Source organism: Haloterrigena salifodinae (assembly GCF_003977755.1).
Taxonomy (GTDB): domain Archaea; phylum Halobacteriota; class Halobacteria; order Halobacteriales; family Natrialbaceae; genus Haloterrigena; species Haloterrigena salifodinae.
In genome coordinates this window covers 1017642-1038503 of the sequence record NZ_RQWN01000001.1, presented here as the reverse complement: position 1 = coordinate 1038503, position 20862 = coordinate 1017642, and the positions used below count along the sequence as shown (strand labels likewise).

The 20862-nt window shown below is 67.8% G+C and carries 20 protein-coding genes; 9 read left to right on the top strand and 11 right to left on the bottom strand.

The window, feature by feature from the left end:
- Positions 1–3: 3 nt before the first annotated feature.
- The 3 genes from EH209_RS05285 to EH209_RS05275 all read right to left on the bottom strand — a co-directional run bounded on the left by EH209_RS05285 (position 4) and on the right by EH209_RS05275 (position 1456).
- Complete coding sequence (locus EH209_RS05285; protein ID WP_126661872.1) at positions 4–231, bottom strand: hypothetical protein; 228 nt, start codon at positions 229–231, stop codon at positions 4–6.
- Complete coding sequence (locus tag EH209_RS05280) at positions 228–662, bottom strand: nuclear transport factor 2 family protein (RefSeq protein WP_126661871.1); 435 nt, start codon at positions 660–662, stop codon at positions 228–230. The genes EH209_RS05285 and EH209_RS05280 overlap by 4 nt, the downstream gene beginning before the upstream one ends.
- A gap of 242 nt (positions 663–904) precedes the next feature.
- Positions 905–1456: a hypothetical protein gene (locus tag EH209_RS05275; protein WP_126661870.1), complete on the bottom strand. Its 552-nt coding sequence runs from the start codon at positions 1454–1456 to the stop codon at positions 905–907.
- Between the two features lie 159 nt (positions 1457–1615).
- On the opposite strand from EH209_RS05275, the gene EH209_RS05270 reads away from it, so the two are divergent.
- Positions 1616–1879 carry a hypothetical protein gene (locus EH209_RS05270; RefSeq protein WP_126661869.1) on the top strand — a complete coding sequence of 88 codons (264 nt, stop codon included), beginning with the start codon at positions 1616–1618 and terminating at the stop codon, positions 1877–1879.
- 84 nt (positions 1880–1963) lie between these two features.
- Here the strand turns inward: EH209_RS05270 and EH209_RS05265 are convergent, their stop codons facing one another.
- Entirely contained in the window at positions 1964–2539 is a 576-nt protein-coding gene (locus EH209_RS05265; RefSeq protein WP_126661868.1) for an SPW repeat domain-containing protein, read from the bottom strand.
- 198 nt (positions 2540–2737) lie between these two features.
- On the opposite strand from EH209_RS05265, the gene EH209_RS05260 reads away from it, so the two are divergent.
- Positions 2738–5470 carry an AAA domain-containing protein gene (locus EH209_RS05260; protein WP_126661867.1) on the top strand — a complete coding sequence of 911 codons (2733 nt, stop codon included), beginning with the start codon at positions 2738–2740 and terminating at the stop codon, positions 5468–5470.
- A 33-nt stretch (positions 5471–5503) separates the two neighbouring features.
- On the opposite strand, the gene EH209_RS05255 is transcribed toward EH209_RS05260, so the two are convergent.
- Both EH209_RS05255 and EH209_RS05250 read right to left on the bottom strand, forming a co-directional pair.
- On the bottom strand, positions 5504–5794 hold the full coding sequence (locus EH209_RS05255; RefSeq protein WP_126661866.1) for a HalOD1 output domain-containing protein: 291 nt from the start codon (positions 5792–5794) through the stop codon (positions 5504–5506).
- 118 nt (positions 5795–5912) lie between these two features.
- On the bottom strand, positions 5913–6572 hold the full coding sequence (locus EH209_RS05250) for a helix-turn-helix domain-containing protein (RefSeq protein ID WP_126661865.1): 660 nt from the start codon (positions 6570–6572) through the stop codon (positions 5913–5915).
- 111 nt (positions 6573–6683) lie between these two features.
- On the opposite strand from EH209_RS05250, the gene EH209_RS05245 reads away from it, so the two are divergent.
- Positions 6684–7526 (top strand): phosphatase PAP2 family protein, encoded by an 843-nt coding sequence (locus EH209_RS05245; protein WP_126661864.1) that lies wholly within the window; start codon positions 6684–6686, stop codon positions 7524–7526.
- Between the two features lie 77 nt (positions 7527–7603).
- Positions 7604–8833, top strand: coding sequence for a lactate racemase domain-containing protein (locus EH209_RS05240; RefSeq protein ID WP_126661863.1), 1230 nt, complete (start codon positions 7604–7606; stop codon positions 8831–8833).
- A gap of 30 nt (positions 8834–8863) precedes the next feature.
- Here the strand turns inward: EH209_RS05240 and EH209_RS05235 are convergent, their stop codons facing one another.
- Together EH209_RS05235 and EH209_RS05230 are read right to left on the bottom strand one after the other, a co-directional pair.
- A complete protein-coding gene (locus tag EH209_RS05235) occupies positions 8864–10789 on the bottom strand; it encodes an ATP-binding protein (protein WP_126661862.1) in 1926 nt (641 codons plus the stop codon).
- A 186-nt stretch (positions 10790–10975) separates the two neighbouring features.
- Positions 10976–11170 (bottom strand): hypothetical protein, encoded by a 195-nt coding sequence (locus tag EH209_RS05230; RefSeq protein WP_126661861.1) that lies wholly within the window; start codon positions 11168–11170, stop codon positions 10976–10978.
- 109 nt (positions 11171–11279) lie between these two features.
- On the opposite strand from EH209_RS05230, the gene EH209_RS05225 reads away from it, so the two are divergent.
- The gene (locus tag EH209_RS05225; protein ID WP_126661860.1) at positions 11280–12488 is read left to right on the top strand and encodes an ion channel; all 1209 of its coding nucleotides are present in this window, start codon (positions 11280–11282) and stop codon (positions 12486–12488) included.
- Here the strand turns inward: EH209_RS05225 and EH209_RS05220 are convergent.
- The gene (locus EH209_RS05220; RefSeq protein ID WP_126661859.1) at positions 12452–13432 is read right to left on the bottom strand and encodes an AIR synthase family protein; all 981 of its coding nucleotides are present in this window, start codon (positions 13430–13432) and stop codon (positions 12452–12454) included. The genes EH209_RS05225 and EH209_RS05220 overlap by 37 nt on opposite strands.
- Before the next feature lie 64 nt (positions 13433–13496).
- Positions 13497–14498, bottom strand: a complete 1002-nt coding sequence (locus EH209_RS05215; RefSeq protein WP_126661858.1) for a TIGR04024 family LLM class F420-dependent oxidoreductase — start codon at positions 14496–14498, stop codon at positions 13497–13499.
- A gap of 254 nt (positions 14499–14752) precedes the next feature.
- Here EH209_RS05215 and EH209_RS05210 point away from each other — a divergent pair, with 254 nt between their 5' ends.
- The gene (locus EH209_RS05210) at positions 14753–16159 is read left to right on the top strand and encodes an NCS2 family permease (protein ID WP_126661857.1); all 1407 of its coding nucleotides are present in this window, start codon (positions 14753–14755) and stop codon (positions 16157–16159) included.
- Between the two features lie 51 nt (positions 16160–16210).
- Here the strand turns inward: EH209_RS05210 and EH209_RS05205 are convergent, their stop codons facing one another.
- Positions 16211–16987: an SDR family NAD(P)-dependent oxidoreductase gene (locus EH209_RS05205; RefSeq protein ID WP_126661856.1), complete on the bottom strand. Its 777-nt coding sequence runs from the start codon at positions 16985–16987 to the stop codon at positions 16211–16213.
- Positions 16988–17173: 186 nt separating this feature from the next.
- Here EH209_RS05205 and EH209_RS05200 point away from each other — a divergent pair, with 186 nt between their 5' ends.
- From EH209_RS05200 to EH209_RS05190, 3 genes are all read left to right on the top strand, one after another.
- Positions 17174–18442 (top strand): alpha-hydroxy-acid oxidizing protein, encoded by a 1269-nt coding sequence (locus EH209_RS05200; protein WP_211338323.1) that lies wholly within the window; start codon positions 17174–17176, stop codon positions 18440–18442.
- Positions 18439–19155, top strand: a complete 717-nt coding sequence (locus EH209_RS05195; RefSeq protein ID WP_126661855.1) for an HAD family hydrolase — start codon at positions 18439–18441, stop codon at positions 19153–19155. Before EH209_RS05200 ends, EH209_RS05195 begins: the two co-directional genes overlap by 4 nt.
- 229 nt (positions 19156–19384) lie before the next feature.
- Entirely contained in the window at positions 19385–20446 is a 1062-nt protein-coding gene (locus EH209_RS05190) for a phosphotransferase family protein (RefSeq protein WP_126661854.1), read from the top strand.
- Positions 20447–20862: the final 416 nt, after the last annotated feature.

Below are 20862 nucleotides of genomic sequence, written 5' to 3'. Positions count from 1 at the left end.
TCCCTAGCCCAGGATCCAGAGCAGATACCAGAGTAACGCGGCGCCGGCGACGACGCCGCCGACGGTCAACAGCCCGACGGTGAGCGGCGACGCGCCGCCCCCGAGCGCCATCGTGCCGCCGGAGAGACCGACGAGCAGCACGAACAGGGCCTTGAATCGGGCCGACGGCTCCGTCAGCGAACTCGAGCCCGCGGACCGACGCCTCGAGTCGCGGTCGGGGCCGCGACTCATAGCTCGTCGGCCGTACTGACGTGCATCGTTGCGAATCGCCACGATGGCTCCGCTTCGGCCCCGGCCGCATCCGTGTCCTGCTCGCTGCTCCCGTCTCGAACGAGCGTCCCGCTCCATCGCGTCTCGAACCGCCGGTTCGCGCCGTTCTCGGTGTCCGTCCACGCCATCGTCACCTCGTCGGCGAACGTCGCGAACGCGTCGCGCTCCGAGACGACGAGATGCCCGCTCTCGACGGTCCAGTCCGCGGTCGTCGCAGTCTGTTCCTCCAGCGCCTCGCGGACCGACTCGAACCCGAACAGGGCCTCGCTGATTCCGAATTTGACGGTCGACTCGTCCTCGAGAAAGTACGGCTCGAGGGGGTCGCCGCTCCGGAGCGCGTCGTAGTAGTCGCGGACGACGGCCTCGGCTCTGTCAGCGTCTCCGTCGCTCATATCCGAGGCGTCGGAAGCCGACCCCATAGAGTCACCGGACGCAGTCGCAGGCGCATTCGGTGGACTCGAAGTGAGAAGTACGTCCGCTCGTTGAGCGACGAGAGCTCTGTGCGAGCGTTCGCGAACGAAGTGAGCGATTACCCGCCGGAGCGGGGCAACGCCCGGCGGAGGCGGCCTTTTTCATCGAAGTTTTTGCGCCGAGCGGTTCGCCGAAGGCGAACCCGAGGCGGAAAAAGTTCGGTTTACATAAAACCCCGATCGACTTCGTCGGTCTCGATCAGGTCCTCGAGTTCCGCGTTCAGCAGTTCGTCGGCCTCCTCGAACCGCTCCGAGAGGTCCTCGAGTTCGTCGGGACGGTCGTACTGGTCGTACTCCATCGGTCCGAACGCGGGGCTCTCTACGGCTTCCATGACGTCGTCGAACAGATCCTGGGGCCGCGTCGGTGCGTCGGCGTGGGTCTCGAGGATAGTCTCGAGGCGCTTCGAGACCGTTTTGGCCTGCTCCTCGTCCTCGGGAGGAGACTGGACAGCGAACCGCCCGCCGGTGTCTTCCTCGGGGAGGAAGGCGCCGATCTCGTCGTCGAGGTTGCGGGCGACCCGCGTGCCGACCCCGTGGACCTCGAAGGGGTTCTTCGCATAGGTCTTCAGGAAGAAGACCCCGGCGCCGGGATGCGCGAGGTACATGTCTTCGCCGACGCCGGCGGCGCGATCACCGGCGACCGCGCGCCACTCTTCCGGGTCGACGTCTCGCTCCGTGACGTCCTCGAGTATGTCCTGCCACTCGCGAATCCGCATACGTGTTGGTTGTGACGCGGACAGAATGAACGTATCGGTCGCGCCGACCGTCGCCACTGGCGCTGATCGGGACCGTTTTCGTCACCGCCGCCGAAACGAATCGAACCAAAAGGGATACGATGCCTCCTCTCGGCAAAATGAGTAACCGACGCTTTCCATATGTCTGTCCGGCAACCACTCTCGCTCGTCGAACTGTTTCTCGCTACACCAGCGAAGAGTTCCCTCCTCGCGCTCGGCCCGCTCGCCTTAGCGCTCGGTCAAATCGGGAACAGCTACGTGAACGGCATCTCTCCCGCCGTCTCGGTCGGCTTCGCCGTCGTCATGATCGGCTTCGCCGTTGTCGCGACGCGCCACCACGCTGCCGAACACCGGCTCCGGCGACTCGAGGGCGACCTCGAGTCCGATGTCCGGTCGACGCGGTAATCAGCAGTTAGCGTCGATCCCCGTCCCGTACTCTCGTTTCTACCCGACCACTCGGGCATAGGTCCGTGCCCGTGCCGCCTGGATTCAGGCCCGAGCGGAGTCCGTCGCGACCGACCGCGCCTCGCGCGCGTCGTAAGCGTTGTAGCCCGCCAGGGCCGCGATCAGTAGCCCAGAGGCGAGCGTGCTCCAGAACGGGCTCTCCGTCAGCCCGAGTCCGGCCGACATCTCCAGCAGCGCGGGCGCGACGATCAGCCAGATCCCGAGCAGCGCGACTAATCCCGAGACGCCGACGCTAAGCGGGATGTCGTTGGCGAGCCGGTAGTAGTTGTAGGCCCCCGCGGCGAAGACGACGGTCCCGACGAGCACGTTATTCCAGAACGCGGCCGACGAGACGTCGTAGAGGATCACGACCGACAGGGCTACCCACGCGCCGATAACGGCGATGATCCCGCTGCTGACCGAGATCTTTCGCCGGCGCTCCTCGTTTGCGACCTGGGTCGTCTCGTTGCGGCGATCTCGCCCGGGATCGTCCCGGTCTCCGACCCCGGTGCCGGAGTCGACGTCGTCGGACGGCGACCGCATCCCCTCGTCGCGGTCGGCTCCCCCCTCGGCGCCGTCCGATCGGTCTCGATCGCGGTCGTCGCCGTTCGAGTTGCTCATATGGGCCGTCGATTCGATCGGCTCGGCAAAAACGGCGACGACTGTTCCAGTGACTGGAACGACTACTCGCCGGTAATAAATCGTTACACCGTCGAATGGCGGCGATTCGATATATAACGGTCGGCGCGGGGACGCCCCCTCATCGGAACTCGGCCGCGACCGATAGCGTTTTTGACGGCTCGGCCGTGACAGATAGCCGTGCACGTACGCGGAACCGTCGCGGGCGAGGTCGAGACGAAGTCGGTCAGCGGGAGCGAACTCGCCGAGGTGCCGGTGCGCCTCGCGGACGACGACGCCGGCGAGTCCCCGAACGGCGAGACGCTGGCTCGAGACGGCGGCGCGGCGACGACGGCCCTCGAGGGCGATCACGAGACGACGCAGGTGACGCTGTGGGGGAAGTGGACCGAGTCGGCCGAGCACCTCGAGCCGGGGATGGAACTGCTCGTCACGGACGCCGAGGAGACGGAGTTTCAGGGCGAGACGCAGTACGCGACGACCGGCGACTCCTACGTCGTCGTCGAGCCCTCCTTCCTCGTGAACGTGACGTCGCTTCGCAACTGGGTCGAGTGCCCCCGGCTGTACTACCTGAACAAGCTCTCGGGGGTCCCGCTGAACTACCCCGTGGTGAAGGGGACGCTCGTCCACGAGGTCTTCGGCGACCTGCTACGGGGCCGCGACCTCGAGGAGTCCATCGAGGCCCGCGTCGAGGAACGAGGCCTCCAGATCGGGCTGCTCGGCGAGACCCCCGAGGCCGTGGCGGAGGACGTCCGCGAGAACGCGAAAGCGATCGAGGGCTGGCTCGAGCAGGGTCGCCTAACTGAAGAAGACAGTTGGCGCTCGGAGCAACTGCTCATCAGCGAGACGTTCGGCATCCGCGGCCGCGCCGACGCGATCCGCCGGGGCGCGCCGGTCGAACTCAAGACCGGGAAGAACCTGAAGAAGGAGCCCCGGTTCAAGGACAAGGTGCAGGCCGCCTGCTACGCGCTCCTGCTCGAGGAACACGGGGGAGACGTCGACACCGGCACGCTGCTCTACACCAAGAACTCCACGCTGGAGCGCAACGAGGAGACCGGCGACCTCACGCCGGCCAAGGAGTTCTCGATGGGGCAGGGACTACTGAAGTTCGTCGTCCGCCTGCGCAACGAACTCGCCGCGATGGAGATCAAGGGCGAGGTGCCGACCGGCTACGAGGGGTCGGCCAAGTGCGAGTACTGCTTCGAGCAGGACACCTGCATGGTCGTCTCTGGACGGCTCGATCAGGAATCCAAGGCCGGCCAGATCGGACAGGCCCTACCCAACGAGGAACGCGAGTACTTCGACCGCTTCTACCGCGCCATCGAGGAGGAACGCCGCGAGGTCCACCGCGAGTACGCCAAGCTCTGGGAGCAGACGGCCCAGGAGCGGGCCGACGACGACCGCGCGCTGATCGACCTCGAGTTCCTCGAGCGACGGAAGCTCTCGGAGGGTCGCTGGGAACTGCGCGCCCGACGAACCAGCGGCGCGAACTCGAAACTCCGGGAGGGCGATCTGGTGCTGGCCAGCGACGGCGACCCGGTGCGGGGCGACTCGGAACTCGCCCGCATCGAACGGTTGGACGACGAAATCGTACTGACGGCCGACGAACCCGTCGAGGTGACCCGGCTCGACGTCTATCCCTCCGAGCTGACGACCGATCGGCTGCTCGTCGCCATGCACGACTTCCTCCTGAAGGGCAGCGATCGACGCAAGGATGTCCTCTTCGGCCGTGCTGAACCCGAGTTTGAAGCCATCGACGAGACCTTCATCGGCAACAACGACGCGCAGGACGAGGCCGTCCGGCTGGCCGTCGGCGCCGAGGATGTCGCCTTGATCCACGGCCCGCCGGGCACCGGCAAGACCTACACCATCGCCCGGGCCATCCGCGCGATGGTCGAACGCGGCGAACGCGTCCTCCTCTCCGCCTTCACGAACCGCGCCGTCGACAACGCTCTCGAGGCGCTGCTCGAGCAACTCGGAGATGTGATCGACGAGGAGCAAGTCGTCCGCGTCGGCTCCGAGAGCGGCGTCCGCGAGGACATGGAACCGTATCGCCTCGAGCGCGCCGGCGACCCCGAGGACCGCGTGGCCGAACTCGAGAACGCACAGGTCGTGGCCGCGACGACGGCGACCTGCGGCTCTCGAATCATGAAGGAGCAGTCGTTCGACGCGGCGCTGGTCGACGAGGCCGCCCAGTTGACCGAGCCCGGAACGCACGCAGCGACGAACCTGGCCGAGCGGTTCGTCCTCGTCGGCGACCACGAGCAGCTGCCGCCCGTCGTGCGGGCGGAGAACGACCTCACCGAGTCGCTGTTCGAACGGCTCGTCGACCGCCACCCCGACGCCGGCGTCATGCTTGACCGCCAGTACCGGATGAACCAGCGCATTCAGGCGTTCGCCTCCACCGAGTTCTACGACGGGGAGCTGCGCCCCGCCGAGCCCGCGGTCGCCGCTCGGACCCTCGACGACCTCGAGGGCGTCTCCCGGGAGGGGCTTCCCGCCGCCCTCCGTGATCCGGTCGCGTTCGTCGACATCGAGGGCGACGGCGGGCAGTACACCGACAGCGAGGAGGCCGCGCGAATCGCCGATCTGATCGAGACCTACGAGGCCGCGGGGCTCGAGCGCACGGATATCGGCGTCATCGCGCCCTTCCGTGCACAGGTCTCAGAGATTTCGAAACACGTCCCCGACGAGGTCGCCGTCGACACCGTCGACCGCTTCCAGGGCTCGAGCCAGGAGGTCATTATCGTCTCCTTTACTGCGACCGGCGCGCTCGAGGGGCCGATCTTCGAGGATTACCGGCGAATCAACGTCGCGCTCACGCGACCCAAGCGTGCGCTGGTGCTGGTCGGCGATGCGAACGCGCTGGCGACGGACCCCGTCTACGAGCGGATGCTCGAGTGGGCGAGCCGCTGACGGAGCGGCGTTACAGTCGGATTTTGGCGGCTCTCACGTCGATTCGCGGACGACGATCTCTCCCGTTTCGGAAACGTAGATATCGTAGTCGTCGACGGTGAACCGGATCTCCGCTCCGCCGCTTCCCTCGTGTTCGATCAGTAGATCGAGCGCTTCGGGATTCACGTAGTCGTATAGCGTGAACTCGAGGGCGGTCGGATCGATGTTCTCGATCGCGGCGATCGTGCGGACGATCGCGATGCTGATCGGCGTTCCGTCGTCGGGCGCGTATTCGATCACAGTCGATCCGTCCCCGTCGGTTGGGGGCCAGCGATCGGTGGCCATCTACGGACCGTTCGTGGTACGCGTCCGTGATGCTATCATGCGGATGGTCAGGGTGTTCAAGTCCCCTCGAGAACCGACCTGCCGTCGGCGCTCGGATTCGCGATGCGAGGGGCGTCCGTCACCGGTCGTCGGCGCGAGAGTTCGCGTCGGCCACGTTCAGTTCCGTCGCCAGAATTTCCGAGGACGCGCGGCGGAGGCGTTCGGAGACCGATTGGTCCGAAATATCGAACTCGTCGGCCAGTTCCTGTACCGACACCTCCCGCGGAACCTCGTAGTAGCCGCGCTCGACGGCCGCTACGAGCGTCTCGTACTGCTCGACGGTCAACCCGGGTCGTTCGGGCCCGGTCTTCGGTCCCTTCCGGAGGCTCGCGACGTCGACGTCGACGTCTCGCTCGAGGAATCGACGGTAGGTCCGGGTTGCGCTCTCGTGATCGGGGAATCGCATTCGGATCGACCAGACGCCGCAATCGGCCGAGGCGGCGAGTATCGTGCCGCCCTCCTCGAACGGCAGCGCCCCGATCTCGTAGATCTCGGCCGCGAACCGAATCTCGTACAACCACTCGTCGGAGGCCGCCCGTATCCGCGAGTGCGCGTCGACGGTGGCGTCCGCCTCGAGAGCCGCTTCGATCACCGATCGTTCGGCGCCGCCGAACCAGAGTCCCGGCGTCTCGCTGACGACCGCCTGTTCGAGGTAGCAGTAACACGATCGGACGCGGTCGAACGTCTCGCCCAATGCGGTTTCGGCCGCCGGCAGTTCCAACTCGACGAACGTGGCCATTCCGTGGCAACGAGTGCCATTCGTGGTCGGATAAAGAAGATGCTTGCAGCCGGGACCGGAGAGCGAGAAGAAACGAACGTTTACTTTCGGGGATGAGAAACGGCACTCGACATGCGCCTCGAGGAGCAAAGCGTGATCGTCCGCGACCTGTTTCCAGCCGAGTACGCCGACCTCGTCGTCGCCGTCACCGAACTCGGTGGAACGACGGTTCTGATGGTCGTCCTCGCCGTCCTGTTCTGGTCGGGGTGGCGTCGCCAGAGCGCACTCGTGATCAGTTACGCGGTCGCCGGGCTCGCCCTCCTGCTCTCGATTAAGGCCCTGTTAGGCCTGCCGCGGCCGCCGGAGGACGCCCTGCTGATCCCCCTCGAGGAGGAACGCGAGGGGTACGGCTTCCCGAGCGGCCACGCCTTCGCCGCCACGGTCGTCTACGGCGGGCTCGTCGCCGCGTACGACCGAACGCGGGACGTCCGCTCGCTGGCGGCCGCCGGCACGCTCGTCGCGCTCGTCTCGCTCTCCCGGGTCGTGCTCGGCGTCCACTACCTCGGCGACGTGATCGTCGGCGCGGTCCTCGGCGTCGCGTTCCTCGTCGCCATGGCCCGCCTTACGGGGGGCGATCCCCGCCGCGGCTTCGCGATCGCGTTCGGACTCGCGCTCGTCACCGTCGTCATCGCGGGGGCCAGCGAGGACTCGCTGCTGGGCCTCGGCGGGGCGATCGGTGGCCTCTGTTCTGCGGGGTGGATCGATCGCCTCCCCGACCTCCGCACTCGCCTCGAGACGGGCGCCCTCGTCGCCGTCGGTAGCGGCGGCGCCGCTGCGATCCAGGTCGCCGAGGCGGCCGTCTCCTTCGTGCCGGCGCTCGTCGCGCTCTACGCCGCACTCGTCGCGTGGGTGTTCCTCGCGCCGATCGCGGTCGGCCGCCTCGGCATCGGTGCGACCGGGACGTTCCGGGCGTAGCCGCTCCTTTTCGCGCCGTCGGTCGTCCCTGGCGAGAATCGGCGACGCTTTTCACGATCCGCGTGCGAACCGAACGCATGGACCTCCCCCTCGGAACCGGTACCATCGACGTTTCTCTTCCTGACTGCGGGGTCACGGTCGCGCGACCGACCGGCGGCACCACCGTCGACGTTCGCGCGGCCGCCGAACGCGCGCTCGAGGACCCAATCGGCCCGCCGCTCGCGGACCGCGTCGATCCCGACGACGACGTCGCGATCGTCGTCACCGACATCACCCGCAAGGCGCCCGATGACGTGTTGCTCGACGTGTTGCTCGAGCGCCTCGAGCGCTGCGGCGTGGCTCGAGAGCAGGTGACGGTGGTCGTCGGACTCGGCCTCCATCGACCGATGACCGACGACGAGATCGAAGCGATGCTGGGACCGCACGCCGACTTGGCGGTCAACCACGATCCCGAGTCGGTTGTCGAGGTCGGCACGGTGAGTACGGACGACGTGCCGGTCGAGATCGGCGAGCCGGTCGCCGAGGCCGACGCGGTACTCTCGACGGGCGTCGTCGAACCCCACCAGTACGCGGGCTTCAGCGGCGGCGCGAAGACCGTCGTCATCGGGGCCGGCAGCGAGTCGCTCATCCGCTACACGCACGGCCCCGAGATGCTCGCCCGCGAGGGCGTCCGACTGGGTCGCGTCGAGGACAACCCCTTCCGCGAGACGATCGACGCGGCCGGCGACCTCGCGGGACTGGACTTCTCGATCAACCTGAGCTACGGGCCGGCGGGCGTCCTCGGTGTCCGCGCCGGCGAGGGGCGGCGCGTCGTCCGCGAACTCGCGTCGATCGCCCGCGACGCCCTCTCGGTGCCGATCGACCGCGAGTACGACGCCGTCGTCTGCGGCGTCGGCGCGCCGAAAGACGCGAACCTCTACCAGACGACCCGCGCCGCGACCTACGTCGCGCTCGGCGACCGAAATCCGCTCCGTGAGGGAGGCCGGCTCGTCGTCCCCGCCGCGCTCCCGGAGGGGGTCGGCGACGGAACCGGCGAGCAGCGGTTCTACCGACGGTTGAGCGACGCGAGCGATCCGGAATCGCTCTACGAGGAGATGCGTACGGGGTACGAGCCCGGCGCCCAGCGAGCGTTCGTCGTCGCGCGAGTCCTCTGCGATCACGACCTCTCCGTGACGAACAGCGACGCGCCCGAGGTCGTCGAGGAGTGTCTCATGCACGCCGCGGACGGCGTCGCGGACGCCCTCGAGCCCGGCAGCGAGGTCCTCGTGATTCCGGACGCCCTGAACACGCTGCTCGTCGACGGCTGAGCGGGTTCGCGTCCGGGTCGCTCGAGTCGCTTACGCCGACTCGTCGGCCGCGGGCAGCGTTATGGAGAACGTCGAGCCCTCGCCCGGCTCCGACTCGACCCAGATCTCGCCGTTGTGGCGCTCGACGATGCGTTCACAGAGCGCGAGGCCGATGCCGGTGCCGTCGTACTCTTCGCGGCTGTGCAGGCGCTGAAAGACGTCGAAGACGCGGTCCTGGTCGGCGGGGTCGATCCCGATCCCCTCGTCGATAACCGAAATCTCCCACCGCCCCCTCTCGCGCCGCGTCGTTTCAACGTGGATCCGCGGCGGCTCGTCGCCGCTGTACTCGAGGGCGTTCGACAGCAGGTTCTGGAACACCTGCCGCAGCTGGCTGGCGTCGCCCTGCACGCGGGGCAGCGGCTCGGTCTCGACCTCGGCGTCGGTCTCTTCGAGCTGGAGCGAGAGGTCATCGAGGACGTCCTCGAGCAGCCGATCGAGGTCGACCGGTTCGAACGGATCGCCTCGCGTTTCGACACGGGAATACTCGAGCAGGCCGTCGATCATCCCGCGCATGCGCTCGGCGCCGTCGATCGCGTACGCGAGGAACTCCTCGCCGTCCTCGTCGAACGCGTCGCCGTACCTGCGTTCGATCAGCTGGAGGTAACTCGAGACCATCCGCAGCGGTTCCTGCAGGTCGTGGCTGGCGGCGTAGGCGAACTGTTCCAAGCGCTCGTTCGACGCCTCGAGTTCGCGTTCGCGCTCTCGATGTTCGGTGATATCGCGGGCGATTGCGATCATGTACTCGCGATCCAGTTCGACGTGGGCGACGTTGACCTCCGCCGGGAAGGTCGTCCCGTCCTTCCGGACGTGTTCGCCGGTGATCGTCATCGAGTTCTCGGTCTTCACGTCCTCGACGTGGGAGCGCCAGTCCGCGATGTCGTCGAACACGTGATCCATGTCGGGCACCGTTAGCTCGAGCAGTTCCTCCCGGTCGTAGCCGAGGGTGCGACAGGCCGTCTCGTTGGCGTCGAGGAACCGGCCCGACTGCGGGTCGATTACCAGCACGCTGTCGGTGGTGTAGTCGAGCAGCGTCCGGAACAGTTCGAGTTCCCGCTCGCGCTCCTTGCGCTCGGTGACGTCCCGGAAGTACACCGACAGCCCCGTCTCCGAGGGGTAAGCCCGTACCTCGAACCAGCTGTCGAGCGGCTCAGGGTAGTACTCCTCGAACGAGACGGTCTCCTGATCGTACATCGCGCGCTCGTACTTCAGCTTGAACTGCTGGCCCATCGCCTCGGGGAACTCGTTCCACACTCGCGTTCCGACCAGCGTTCGCCCCTCGGGATTGATCAGTTCGTGGGCGCGCTCGTTGAGGTACGTGAAGTTCCACTCCTCGTCGAGGGCGAAGAAGGCGTCCGAGATGCGGCCGTAGATCTCCTCGAGTTCCCGCCGCGTCCGCTCGTTCTCGAGGGCCGACGCGAGGATGTTCGCGACGCTCCGGAGGAAGGTAGCGTCGCCCTCCGCGAACTCGCGGCGCTCGCTCGCGTACGCGCCCAGCACGCCCCACGGGTCGTCGGCCGGGCCGACGGTCACGCTGATGCCGCTCGTGACGTCGTGGTCGTCGAGTAACGCGGGCTCGGTGAGCCGCTTCTCGGTGCGGAGATCGTCGACGACGATCGGCGCCTCGGTGCGGAGCGTGATCCCCGCCTGCGAGTTCGTATCCGCGGGCACCGTCGCCGACCCCACCAGTCCCTCGCGCCAGCCGACGCCGTCGCGCAGGAAGAGTTCGTTCCCTTCGGGCAGTAGTTCGAGCAGATTCGCGTACTTGGTCTCGAGGACGTCCGAGACGGCGACGACGGCCTCGTGCAGCAACCGGTCGAGGTCGTCGGTTTCGAGGGCCCGTTGTCCGAGTTCCGCGACGACTTCCTGTTGCCGAACCCGACGGCGGAGCTCCGCGTCGGCGTCGGGCGTCGAATCCATTGGGGAAGTATAAGGTGAAGGCCCGGGTAAAACCTTCTACCATAGTTTCATCTGGAATAGGGGTTACGGGTCGTCGACCCGCGCCCGACGGAGCCCGGCGCAACGCGAGACGGCGTCCGGTCCGCCGTCGGGTCGCCGATCGAGTACCTCGGCAAAACCGAGTTCGAACCGCAGCGACGACCATTCCTACGCCGACGAGTAGTCGGCCTTCCCCTCGTCCTCGCTCATCCGGACCCAGTACACGCGGGTGTAGGGTAGGTGGATGTAGCCGTCCTCGAGTTTGAGCCGAAGGCCCTGAACCTTGCCCGAATCGGTGATGTTGCCGACGTCGACCGTTTCCTCGGCGGTTCCGTCTGGTCCCTCGTACGCGATTGTCGCCATGATCGTGGAAACGTAGCCGTGCCAATAAGCCGCATGCAAGCGAATTCGGGCACACGACGGCGCCCCCGAGCGCCCCGGGATTTACCGCCATCGGCGGTGTGGGACCGGTATGTTCGAGACGTTGCACCCGTCTCAAGCGGACCGTCGGATCACGGTCCGGCTCGTCGTCGCGATCGCGCTCGCGTCGATCGCCACCGGCGTTGTCGCCATTCTCACCCAGCCGGCCGTCGAGGCCGATGGCTTGCTCGGGCAGCTCCAGTCGGTAGCGGAGTTCAGCGGGACCGTCGTCGGCTTCGCCCTCCTCGCCGCCGCGTGGGGAATGCGCCGCGGCTATCGGCTCGCGTACGCTGCGGCCGCGGGCCTCGTAGCCCTCGCTGCGGCCCACGGCGTCGTCCAGTTCCGGGCGCTGGCCGTCCCGCTGGTCGTCCTCTCGACCGTCGGGCTCCTCGTTCTCGCGGCGACGAGCCAGCGGTTCACGCGGTCGGTCGTGCTCGACGCGACGCAGGTCGGTGCGGCGCTGGCGATCGTCGGCGTGTTCTGTTACGGGACCGCCGGTGCGTACACGCTCAGGGCCCAGTTCGACGGCGTCGAGACCGTCGTCGACGCGGTCTACTTCACCGCCGTGACCGCCAGCACCGTCGGGTACGGGGACGTGCACGCGGCCACGGAGACGGCGCGGCTGTTCGCCGTTTCGCTGGTCGTGCTCGGACCCGCCACTCTTGCAGCTACCGCCGGCAGCCTGTTCGCACCGCTGCTCGAGACGCACTTCGAGCGGACCGGACGCCGGGCGGCCGCGCACCTCGAGCCGGAATCCGGTGTCGACGATCCCGGTGGTGTGGCCGGGAACGGAACCGCGCGACCGGCGCGGGTCGTCGCGCTCGGCTTCGACGCGACGCTCGCTCCCGTCGTCGAGGCGCTTGCGGAGCGCGCGTCGGTCGCGGTCGTGACCGACGAGGAGACGGCGCCGCGACTCCCCGAGGGTGCGGCCCCGATCGTCGGCAATCCGACCGCCGACCGGACGCTCGAGCGGGCGGGTCTCGAGGCGTGCGACGCGGTGCTTGTCGTCGCGGGGATCGACGCGGGCGAGACCGTCGCCGCGGCCCGGTCGCGCACGGACGCTCGCATCGTCGTCGTCGAGGACCGGGAGTCGAGAACCGAAGCGGCCGGGGCCGGGGCCGGCGAGTCGCTCGAGCGGGCCGGGGCGGACGCCGTCGTCGATCCAGCGGCCGTGCTGGCCGACGCGACCGTCGACGCGCTCCTCGGATCCGACGGGACCGGCGCTCAGTCGTCCGCGTCGGCCCCTTCCCACAGGGGGTAGAGATCGTCCGCGATCGGCTCGGTGATCGCCTCGCCGTCGAGGACGAGCGCCGGATCGCCCGCCTCGACCGTTCCGATCTCGCTCCCCTCGAGGCCGGCCGCCTCGAGCGCCGCGAGGCAGTCGTCGACCGCGTCGCCGGGAACGGTCGCGAGCAAGGCGCCGGAGCCGAAGATCCGCAGCGGGTCGACGCCGGCGGCCTCGCACAACCGCGCCGTCTCCTCGCGAATCGGGATCGCCTCGCGGTCGACGTCGAGTCGAACGCTGGAGGCGCGGGCGATCTCGAGCAGGCCGGCCGCGACGCCGCCCTCGGTCGGGTCGTGCATCGCGGTCGCGTGCTCGCGGACCGCGCGGGCGTCGGGGACGACGCTGATCTCGTCGAGAAATTCCTCGGCGCGCTCGCGGACGGCCTCGTCGACGTCGAGCGCGTCGCCGAAGTCGGTCGCGAGGATGGCCGTTCCTTCGAGCCCCGCGGCCTTCGTGATGAGCACGCTGTCGCCGGGCTCGGCACCGCCGGTCGGGACGAACGACTCGGCGGTTCCCATCGCGGTCAGCGACAGGAGGGGGCGCTCGAGTTGGTCGACGTACTCCGAGTGGCCGCCGACGATCGTCGCGCCGACGTTCCGGGCCGCGGCGTCGAGGTCGCTAGTGATCGCCTCGAGGTCTGTCTCCTCGTCGGGGAGCATGATGACGACGGTTAGCCACCGCGGGTCGGCGCCGGAGGCGGCGACGTCGTTGCAGGCGATTGGCACCGCGAGGGAGCCGACGCCCGCCGCGGCCAGCGAGATCGGGTCAGAGCTGACCACGAGCGTCTCGTCGCCGCCGAACGGGGCGATGGCGGCGGCGTCCTCCCCGTTGGCCGGCCCCTGAAGGACCGTCTCGTCGTCGGTTCCCGTCCGCTCGAAGACGTGCGCGAGCAGGTCGTCCGGACTCACCTTGCCGGGCATACCACGAACTCCGTCGATCCGCGGTTTGTAGCTGTCGAAGAACGGAGTGTCGTCGAGGAATCGGTCAGGCGTCGGGCGCCACCGCGTCCATCGTCCGCCGAATCTCGTCTTCGTCGGCGCCCCGCGGGAAGCTGACCGCGACGGCGTCGATCCCGTCGACCGCCTCGTAGCGCTCGAGTCGCTCCCGTGCGGTCTCGGGATCGCCGAAGGCACAGAGATCCTCGAGGACGGTTTCATCGACCAGCTCGAGGGCTCGCTCGCGGTCGCCCGCTTGCCAGGCGTCGTGGATCTCCCCGGCCGCGTCGTAGCCCTGTCGCTCGAGGGCGTCCCGATAGAAGGTGCCCATCCCGCCGACGTAGAAGGCGACGTGCTGGCGGGCGAGTTCGCGCGCTCGCTCGGCGTCCTCGAGGGCGCAGCAGGTGACCCCGGCGGTGACCTGCACCTCGTCGGGGTCGCGGTCGCCGAGGTCGGCGCCTCGCTTGATGTCCTCGATGCGGTCTGCCATCCCCTCGGGGGTGAGCATGATCCCGTGCCAGCCGTCGGCGAACCGGCCGGCGAGTTCAACGGCCTTCGGTCCCATTCCAGTGACCTCGACCGGCGGCTGGGGGTCCGGAGCCTCGCAACGCAGGCGGAAGCCGGAGAGCTGGAAGTCGTCGCCGTCGTAGTCGACGGTCTCGCCCGAGAGGACCTGTCGGACGATTTCGACGGTCTCGCGGGTGCGCCGGAGCGGATTGCCGTACTCCATCCCGTGCCAGTTCTCGATGACCACGGGGCCGCTGGGGCCGAGTCCGAGTCGGAACCGCCCGTCGGAGACCTCCTGGAGCGTCGCCGCGGTCTGGCCGAGCAGCGCCGGCGACCGGGAGTAGGTGTTGAGGATGCTCGAGCCGATATCGATCTCCGCGGTGCGTTCGGCCATCGCCGTCAGGACGGTGACGCCGTCTCGTCCCCACGTCTCAGGGAGCCACGCGCAGTCGTAGCCGCCCTCCTCCGCGCGTTGCGTGTAGTCGACGATCGAGTCGACGGTCGGCTGGGCCGCGACCGGCAGGTGAACGTCTCTGTTAGTCATCGTCATTCACAGACGGAACGCGACCTTTTGGGTGTATGGAAACCGGAGCCGACGGGCCGAGCGTTGTAACCGGAAGGCGACGGGCCGAGCGTTGTAACCGGAAGGCGACGGGCCGAGCGTTGGAACCGGTAGCGACGAGCGAGGGTCGGCGTCGCGTCGCCGTTCGGAACGGCTGCTAGACGAGAACGCACCGCTCGGACGGTTCGATTCAGAGGGACTAAATGGCCGTCTCGGCTTCCCCGTAGGGGTAGCAAATGAAGATACGCGAATCGCTCGTCGCTCTTTTCGATCTCGACGATAGCGTCACGGATCTCCGAACGGAACTCCTCGCCGGGCTGACGACGTTCCTCACGATGTCGTACATCGTCGTCGTCAATCCCGCGATTCTCGCCGCGAGGGGCGAAAAGCCCGGTATCGACGTCTCGGGTGCCACGTACACCGAGACGGTGCAGATGCTGGCCGTCGTGACGATCCTCTCCGCGGCGGCGGCGACGCTCGTCATGGCCGTCTACGCGGACCGACCGTTCGCGCTCGCGCCCGGAATGGGACTCAACGCCTTCTTCGCCTACACCGTCATCGGCGCGATGGGGGTCCCGTGGGAGACCGCGCTCGCGGCGATCGTCATCGAGGGCGTCCTCTTCATAGCGCTCACGCTCGCGGGGGCTCGAGAGTACGTCATCCGGCTCTTTCCGGAGCCGGTCAAGTTCGCCGTCGGCGCGGCGCTGGGGCTGTTCCTCGCGTTCATCGGCCTGCAGGAAATGAAGGTCGTCGTCGCCGACCAGGCGACGCTGGTGCAACTCGGTTCAATCGTCTCCGATCCGGTCGCGCTCCTCTCGGTCCTCGGTCTTTTCCTCTCCTTCGGGCTGTACACCCGCGGCGTCCGCGGGTCGATCATCGTCGGCGTCCTCCTCACCGCCGTCGCCGGCTGGATCGCCGCATCGGCCGGCGTGCAGAGCCCGCATCCCGGGACGCCGCTCGCTCCGTCGATACCCTCGCCGCAGTACGACATCTCGCCGCTCGCCGGCGCGTTCGTCGAGGGCCTTCGAAACGTCGAGGCGCTCTCCGTCTCGCTGGTGGTCCTCACGTTCTTCTTCGTCGACTTCCTGGAGACGGCGGGGACGCTCACGGGCGTGGCGCAGGTCGGCGGAATGCTCGACGAGGACGGGAACCTTCCCGAGATGGAGAAGCCGCTCATGGCCGACGCGGTCGGGACCACCGTCGGCGGCATGCTCGGGACCTCGACGGTCACGGCCTACGTCGAGTCCGCGGCCGGGATCGAGGAGGGCGGCCGGACGGGGCTGACTGCGCTCGTCGTCGCCGCGCTCTTCCTCGCGTCGCTCGCGATCGTCCCGCTGGCCGCGGCGATCCCGCTGTACGCGTCACACATCGCACTCGTCGTCGTTGCGGTCCTGATGCTCGGCAACGTCGCCGACGTGGACTGGCACGATCCAACCCACGCCGTCCCGGCGGGCCTGACGATCATTGCGATGCCGCTGACCCTCTCCATCGCGTACGGTATCGCGGCGGGGATCATCGCCTATCCCGTCATGAAACTCGCGGCGGGCGAACGCCGCGAGGTCTCGGTCGGCCAGTGGCTGCTCGCGCTCGCGTTCGTCGGGTACTTCGCCCTCCGGACGAGCGGGGCACTCACCGCGGTCTGAGTCCCATACTCACCGGTGGCGAAGCGACAAAAGTCGGGAAAGCGGGACGGCTCAGATCTCGTGCTCTTCGCTGATCTGCGGGACGCCCTGGGCCGTGACAGTCTCGCCGACGATGTACGACGAGGCCGGACTGGCGAGGAACTGGGCGAGGTCGGCGATTTCCTCGACGGTGCCGATGCGGCGGGCGACCTCCTCGCGGTCGATGTTGTCGGCGGAGACGCCCATCTGGCTCTCGACGCCCGGCGTGGCGACGAAGCCGGGGGCGATGCAGTTGACGCGGACGTCGTCGTCGGCCCACTCGTAGGAGAGCGTCGTCGTGAGGTTGATGACCGCGGCCTTGGCGGCGCCGTAGGGGCTCATCATCGGCGAGCCCCGCTGGCCGGCGACGCTGGCCAGGTTGATCACGCAGCCGCCGCCGTCCTTCAGGTGCTCCGCGGCGGCGTGGGTGCAGTGGTAGGTGCCGTTGACGTTGATGTCCATGATCGTCTCCCAACCGTTCGGCGAGATGTCGTCGAAGTCGGCCATGAACGACGCGCCGGCGTTGTTGACCAGCACGTCCAGCCCGCCGAACTCCTCGACGGTCGCCTCGACCAGCGCCTCGACGGCGTCGCGGTCGGTCACGTCGCACTCGACGGCCAGCGCCTCGCCGGGACGCTCGCTCTCGTTGATCTCCTCGGCGACGGGGTCGACGTTCTCCTGTTCGCGCGAACAGACGACGACGTCGACGCTGTCCGCGGCGAACCGCTCGGCGATACCCCGCCCGATGCCGCTCGAGGAGCCCGTAACGATGGCGACGTCGCCGTCGACGCTGAACTGCTCAGTACTCATTCGCGACCACCCGTAACTCGCTGTTTTGCTTCCATTGTTAGCTTCACATGGGTATACACACAGTTTGGTAATAAAGGTGGGTATAGATACCGTACCGTTAAGTGAGTGGCAATCGGTGACACGGGTACGCAGACAGCGGCGGGTCGGACGCGGAGACCGGCAGCGACGGCCCGCGAATCCCCAGCTATGACAGACGATACTCCACGGAACGATTCGGCGGACGAGGCTCCGGACGACGCGCCAACGGGCGAGACCCCCGACGACGCACCGCGGTACGGCCCGAACCGACAGCAGGAGGTCTACAGCCAAGGGATGCTCGAGGACGAACCGCCCGAGTTCCCAGTTTCCTACGAGGATCTCGTGGAACGCGCCCGTGCGGAGCTCAGCGAGGAGGCGTTCGCCTACGTCGTCGGCGGCGCCGGCTCCGAGTCGACGGTCCGGGCGAACGATCGCGCCTTCGAGACGTGGCAGATCGTTCCTCGAATGCTGCGCGACGTCTCGGACCGGGACCTCTCGGTCGACCTCTTCGGCACCGAGTACCCCGCGCCCGTCCTGCTGGCGCCGATCGGAGTCCAGGAAATCCTCCACGAGGAGGCCGAACTCGCCGTCGCCCGCGCGGCCCGCGAGTTCGAGCTTCCGATGGTCCTGAGCTCCGTCTCCTCGCACACATTCGAGGACGTCGCGGACGAACTGGGCGACAGTCCGGGCTGGTTCCAACTCTACTGGAGCGCCGATCGGGACGTCGCCGCGAGCTTCGTAGAGCGCGCCGAAGACGCGGGCTACGAGGCCGTCGTCGTCACTCTCGACACGCCGAAGATGGGGTGGCGCGAGCGCGACATCGAACTCGGCTATCTCCCCTTCCTCGAGAGCCACGGCCTGCAGAACTACTTCGCCGATCCCGCGTTTCGAGACCGGCTCGAGGCCGATCCCGAGGACGACCCCGTCTCGGCGATCCGCTCCTGGAAGGAGTGTTTCGGCGACGCCTCGCTCACGTGGGACGACCTCGACTGGCTCGACGAGCAGACTGACCTGCCGATCGTTCTCAAGGGCGTGCTCCACCCCGACGACGCCCGCGAGGCGGTCGACCGTGGTGTGGACGGTCTGATCGTCTCGAACCACGGCGGCCGACAGGTCGACGGCGCGATACCGGCCCTCGACGCGCTGCCCGACGTGGTCGACGCCGTCGACGACGCCACGGCGGCCGACGAGGAGTTCCCGGTCCTCTTCGACAGCGGGATCCGCCGCGGGAGCGACGTCTTCCGCGCGGTCGCGCTCGGCGCCGACGCGGTCCTGTTGGGCCGACCCTACGCACTGGGGCTGGGCATTGGCGGCGAAGACGGCGTGCGCGCGGTTCTCGAGAACCTGCTGGCCGACGTCGACCTGACGGTCGGCCTCTCGGGCTGTGCGAGTATCGACGAGGTCGACCGCTCGAACCTCCGGAGGGCGGAGCGATGAGCGCCGATGAGCGCACGATCGACGACGAACCCGCCGACTGGGAGGCCGTCTTCTGGGACATCGGCGGCGTCATCCTCGAACTCGAGTCCGTGCAGGGCGCCCACGCGGCGTTCGTCGAGGGGCTGGTCGAGGAGCATGGCCTCGAGTTGAGCGTCGAGGAGGCCGTCGACGTCTGGCGGACGGCCGTCGGCGACTACTTCCGCGAGCGCGACGGCACAGAGTTTCGCTCGGCCCGCGAGGGGTACGCGAGGGGCGTCGAGGCCCTCGTCGGCGAGGAACTGCCGCGAGAGACGTGGGAACCCGACTTCGAGGCACACGTCGAGTCGTCGATCGAACCGATCTCGGGCGCTCCGGAGACCATCGCGGCACTCGCCGACCGCGACATTCACGTCGGCGTCATCAGCGACGTCGACGACGAAGCGGGGAAGGAGATGCTCGAGGCGTTCGGCGTCCGCGACCACTTCGACTCGATCACGACCTCGGAGGAGGTCGGCCGGACGAAGCCCGATCCCGAAATCTTCGAGACGGCCCTCGCGAAGGCCAGCGTCGCTCCCGAGCGATCGCTGATGATCGGCGATCGGTACGACCACGACGTGAAGGGCGCCGACGAGATGGGTATACACGGCGTCGCGTTCGGCGCCGCGGACGGCCCGGCCGTCTCCTACCGGATCGAATCGCCGGAGGAGGTGCTCGAGATCGTCGACGGGACGTGAACGCGGGCCGGCTCAGCAGCGGCCGTGAATCCGGAACCGCGACGGCGATCAAATAGTTCCCCACCGTCGCACCCACGCGGGTTGATAACTCGCATCGTATGAACATTGTAAGAAAGAATTTCCAGCGAAACTATTTTCGTAAAGGAGAGTAGCGTTAGTACTGTCCACAAATGTCGAGCGCGCATCGCGATCCGACGGAATTCGCCGTATCGGCTCCCCTCAGTACGCCATGAGCGACGAGTACTACGAGCGGCTGGTCGACGAGGACGCGCTGGTTGCCTACCTCGAGGAGCACCTCGGCGAGGTCGACGACTACGAGATCGAGCGCCACCAGGAGGGCCACTCCAACGAGACCCTGTTCGTCACCTGGGGCGGCGAGGACCTGGTCATCCGGCGGCCGCCGCCGGGCGAGACCGCCGACACCGCCCACGACGTCCTCCGGGAGCACCGGGTGACGGCGGCCCTGGCCGATACCGACGTTCCCGTCCCCGAGACGAGGGTAGCCTGCGACGACCACGACGTCATCGGCAGTGACTTCTACGTGATGGAGCGTCTCGAGGGCGACGTCCTCCGGGAGGACGAACCGGAGCGGTTCGCCGACCCCGACCACCGCCGCCGGATCGGCGAGGAACTCGTCGACACGCTGGCGAAGATCCACCGACTGGACTACGTGGAAATCGGCCTCGGCGAATTTGGCCGGCCCGCGGGGTACACTCAACGGCAGGTCGATCGCTGGGGCAAACAGCTCTCGTGGGCGTTCGAGGTCACGGAAGACGAGCGTGAGGTGCCCGTCCTCTACGAAGTCGGCGACTGGCTCGGGGCCAACGTCCCCGAGGACCACCCGCACTCGCTGGTTCACGGCGACTACAAGTTAGACAACGTCATGTTTGCCCGCGAGCAGCCGCCGGAACTCAACGCCGTCTTCGACTGGGAGATGGCGACGCTCGGCGATCCGCGGGCCGACCTGGGCTGGATGCTCTCCTACTGGCGTGATCCGAAGGATCCCGAGCCCGAGATCCCGGAACTGGTCACGCAGTTCATGGAACGCGAGGGCTATCCCACCCGCGTCGAACTCGTCGACCGGTGGGAGGAACTGACCGGCCTCGAGTTCGAACACGAGCGGTTCTACCGGACGCTGGCGGTCTACAAACTGGCCGGCCTCGGCGAGATGTTCTTCCGCCGGCACCTCGAGGGTAACGCGGACAACCCGCTGTACCCGAAGATGGAGGACCGCGTGCCAGCGCTGGCCGCGCGCGCAAAGCGGATCCTCGAGGGCAACGAACCGCTGTAGTCGGGCCGGGCCTCTGACGGCGGTTTCGCGTTTCGATGGGTGCGCTTCTCGAGCGCGATCAGTCCGGCGTTCGTCTGGAGGAGGTGTGAATAGGGAACGGAATTGGTAAACTAGCCCCGTTTGTCCCGGAGGATCTGCGTTGAAGCAGCCGACCAGTAGAACTGCGAAGTGAACGAAACATTTGGAGGGAGTGATCGAAAACGAGTGTTCTCTGCTATCGCGGCAACAGGGAATCGCCACGTCCTCCCCAACCGACTCGCACGAAGTCGTCGGTGACCCTCGCCCTGCTCGGTTCACCGACAGCGCGCGCCACCGCACGTCGGATGGTCGGACCGAAGCGAGATGATGGCGGCGATACTGCACAGAAACGTGCTTGTCTCGGTTGCGCGTGCGACGGACGGCCACAGCGTTATCCC

What these genes read in the sequence shown, in the direction of transcription:
- EH209_RS05275 (WP_126661870.1), bottom strand. Translation starts at nt 1,456, where the DNA reads ATGCGGATTCGCGAGTGGCAGGACATACTCGAGGACGTCACGGAGCGA.
- EH209_RS05200 (WP_211338323.1), top strand. Translation starts at nt 17,174, where the DNA reads ATGACAGACGATACTCCACGGAACGATTCGGCGGACGAGGCTCCGGAC.
- EH209_RS05255 (WP_126661866.1), bottom strand. Translation starts at nt 5,794, where the DNA reads ATGGCCACCGATCGCTGGCCCCCAACCGACGGGGACGGATCGACTGTG.
- EH209_RS05205 (WP_126661856.1), bottom strand. Translation starts at nt 16,987, where the DNA reads ATGAGTACTGAGCAGTTCAGCGTCGACGGCGACGTCGCCATCGTTACG.
- EH209_RS05195 (WP_126661855.1), top strand. Translation starts at nt 18,439, where the DNA reads ATGAGCGCCGATGAGCGCACGATCGACGACGAACCCGCCGACTGGGAG.
- EH209_RS05245 (WP_126661864.1), top strand. Translation starts at nt 6,684, where the DNA reads ATGCGCCTCGAGGAGCAAAGCGTGATCGTCCGCGACCTGTTTCCAGCC.
- EH209_RS05215 (WP_126661858.1), bottom strand. Translation starts at nt 14,498, where the DNA reads ATGACTAACAGAGACGTTCACCTGCCGGTCGCGGCCCAGCCGACCGTC.
- EH209_RS05225 (WP_126661860.1), top strand. Translation starts at nt 11,280, where the DNA reads ATGTTCGAGACGTTGCACCCGTCTCAAGCGGACCGTCGGATCACGGTC.
- EH209_RS05280 (WP_126661871.1), bottom strand. Translation starts at nt 662, where the DNA reads ATGAGCGACGGAGACGCTGACAGAGCCGAGGCCGTCGTCCGCGACTAC.
- EH209_RS05250 (WP_126661865.1), bottom strand. Translation starts at nt 6,572, where the DNA reads ATGGCCACGTTCGTCGAGTTGGAACTGCCGGCGGCCGAAACCGCATTG.
- EH209_RS05220 (WP_126661859.1), bottom strand. Translation starts at nt 13,432, where the DNA reads ATGCCCGGCAAGGTGAGTCCGGACGACCTGCTCGCGCACGTCTTCGAG.
- EH209_RS05240 (WP_126661863.1), top strand. Translation starts at nt 7,604, where the DNA reads ATGGACCTCCCCCTCGGAACCGGTACCATCGACGTTTCTCTTCCTGAC.
- EH209_RS05270 (WP_126661869.1), top strand. Translation starts at nt 1,616, where the DNA reads ATGTCTGTCCGGCAACCACTCTCGCTCGTCGAACTGTTTCTCGCTACA.
- EH209_RS05230 (WP_126661861.1), bottom strand. Translation starts at nt 11,170, where the DNA reads ATGGCGACAATCGCGTACGAGGGACCAGACGGAACCGCCGAGGAAACG.
- EH209_RS05265 (WP_126661868.1), bottom strand. Translation starts at nt 2,539, where the DNA reads ATGAGCAACTCGAACGGCGACGACCGCGATCGAGACCGATCGGACGGC.
- EH209_RS05235 (WP_126661862.1), bottom strand. Translation starts at nt 10,789, where the DNA reads ATGGATTCGACGCCCGACGCCGACGCGGAGCTCCGCCGTCGGGTTCGG.
- EH209_RS05190 (WP_126661854.1), top strand. Translation starts at nt 19,385, where the DNA reads ATGAGCGACGAGTACTACGAGCGGCTGGTCGACGAGGACGCGCTGGTT.
- EH209_RS05210 (WP_126661857.1), top strand. Translation starts at nt 14,753, where the DNA reads ATGAAGATACGCGAATCGCTCGTCGCTCTTTTCGATCTCGACGATAGC.
- EH209_RS05285 (WP_126661872.1), bottom strand. Translation starts at nt 231, where the DNA reads ATGAGTCGCGGCCCCGACCGCGACTCGAGGCGTCGGTCCGCGGGCTCG.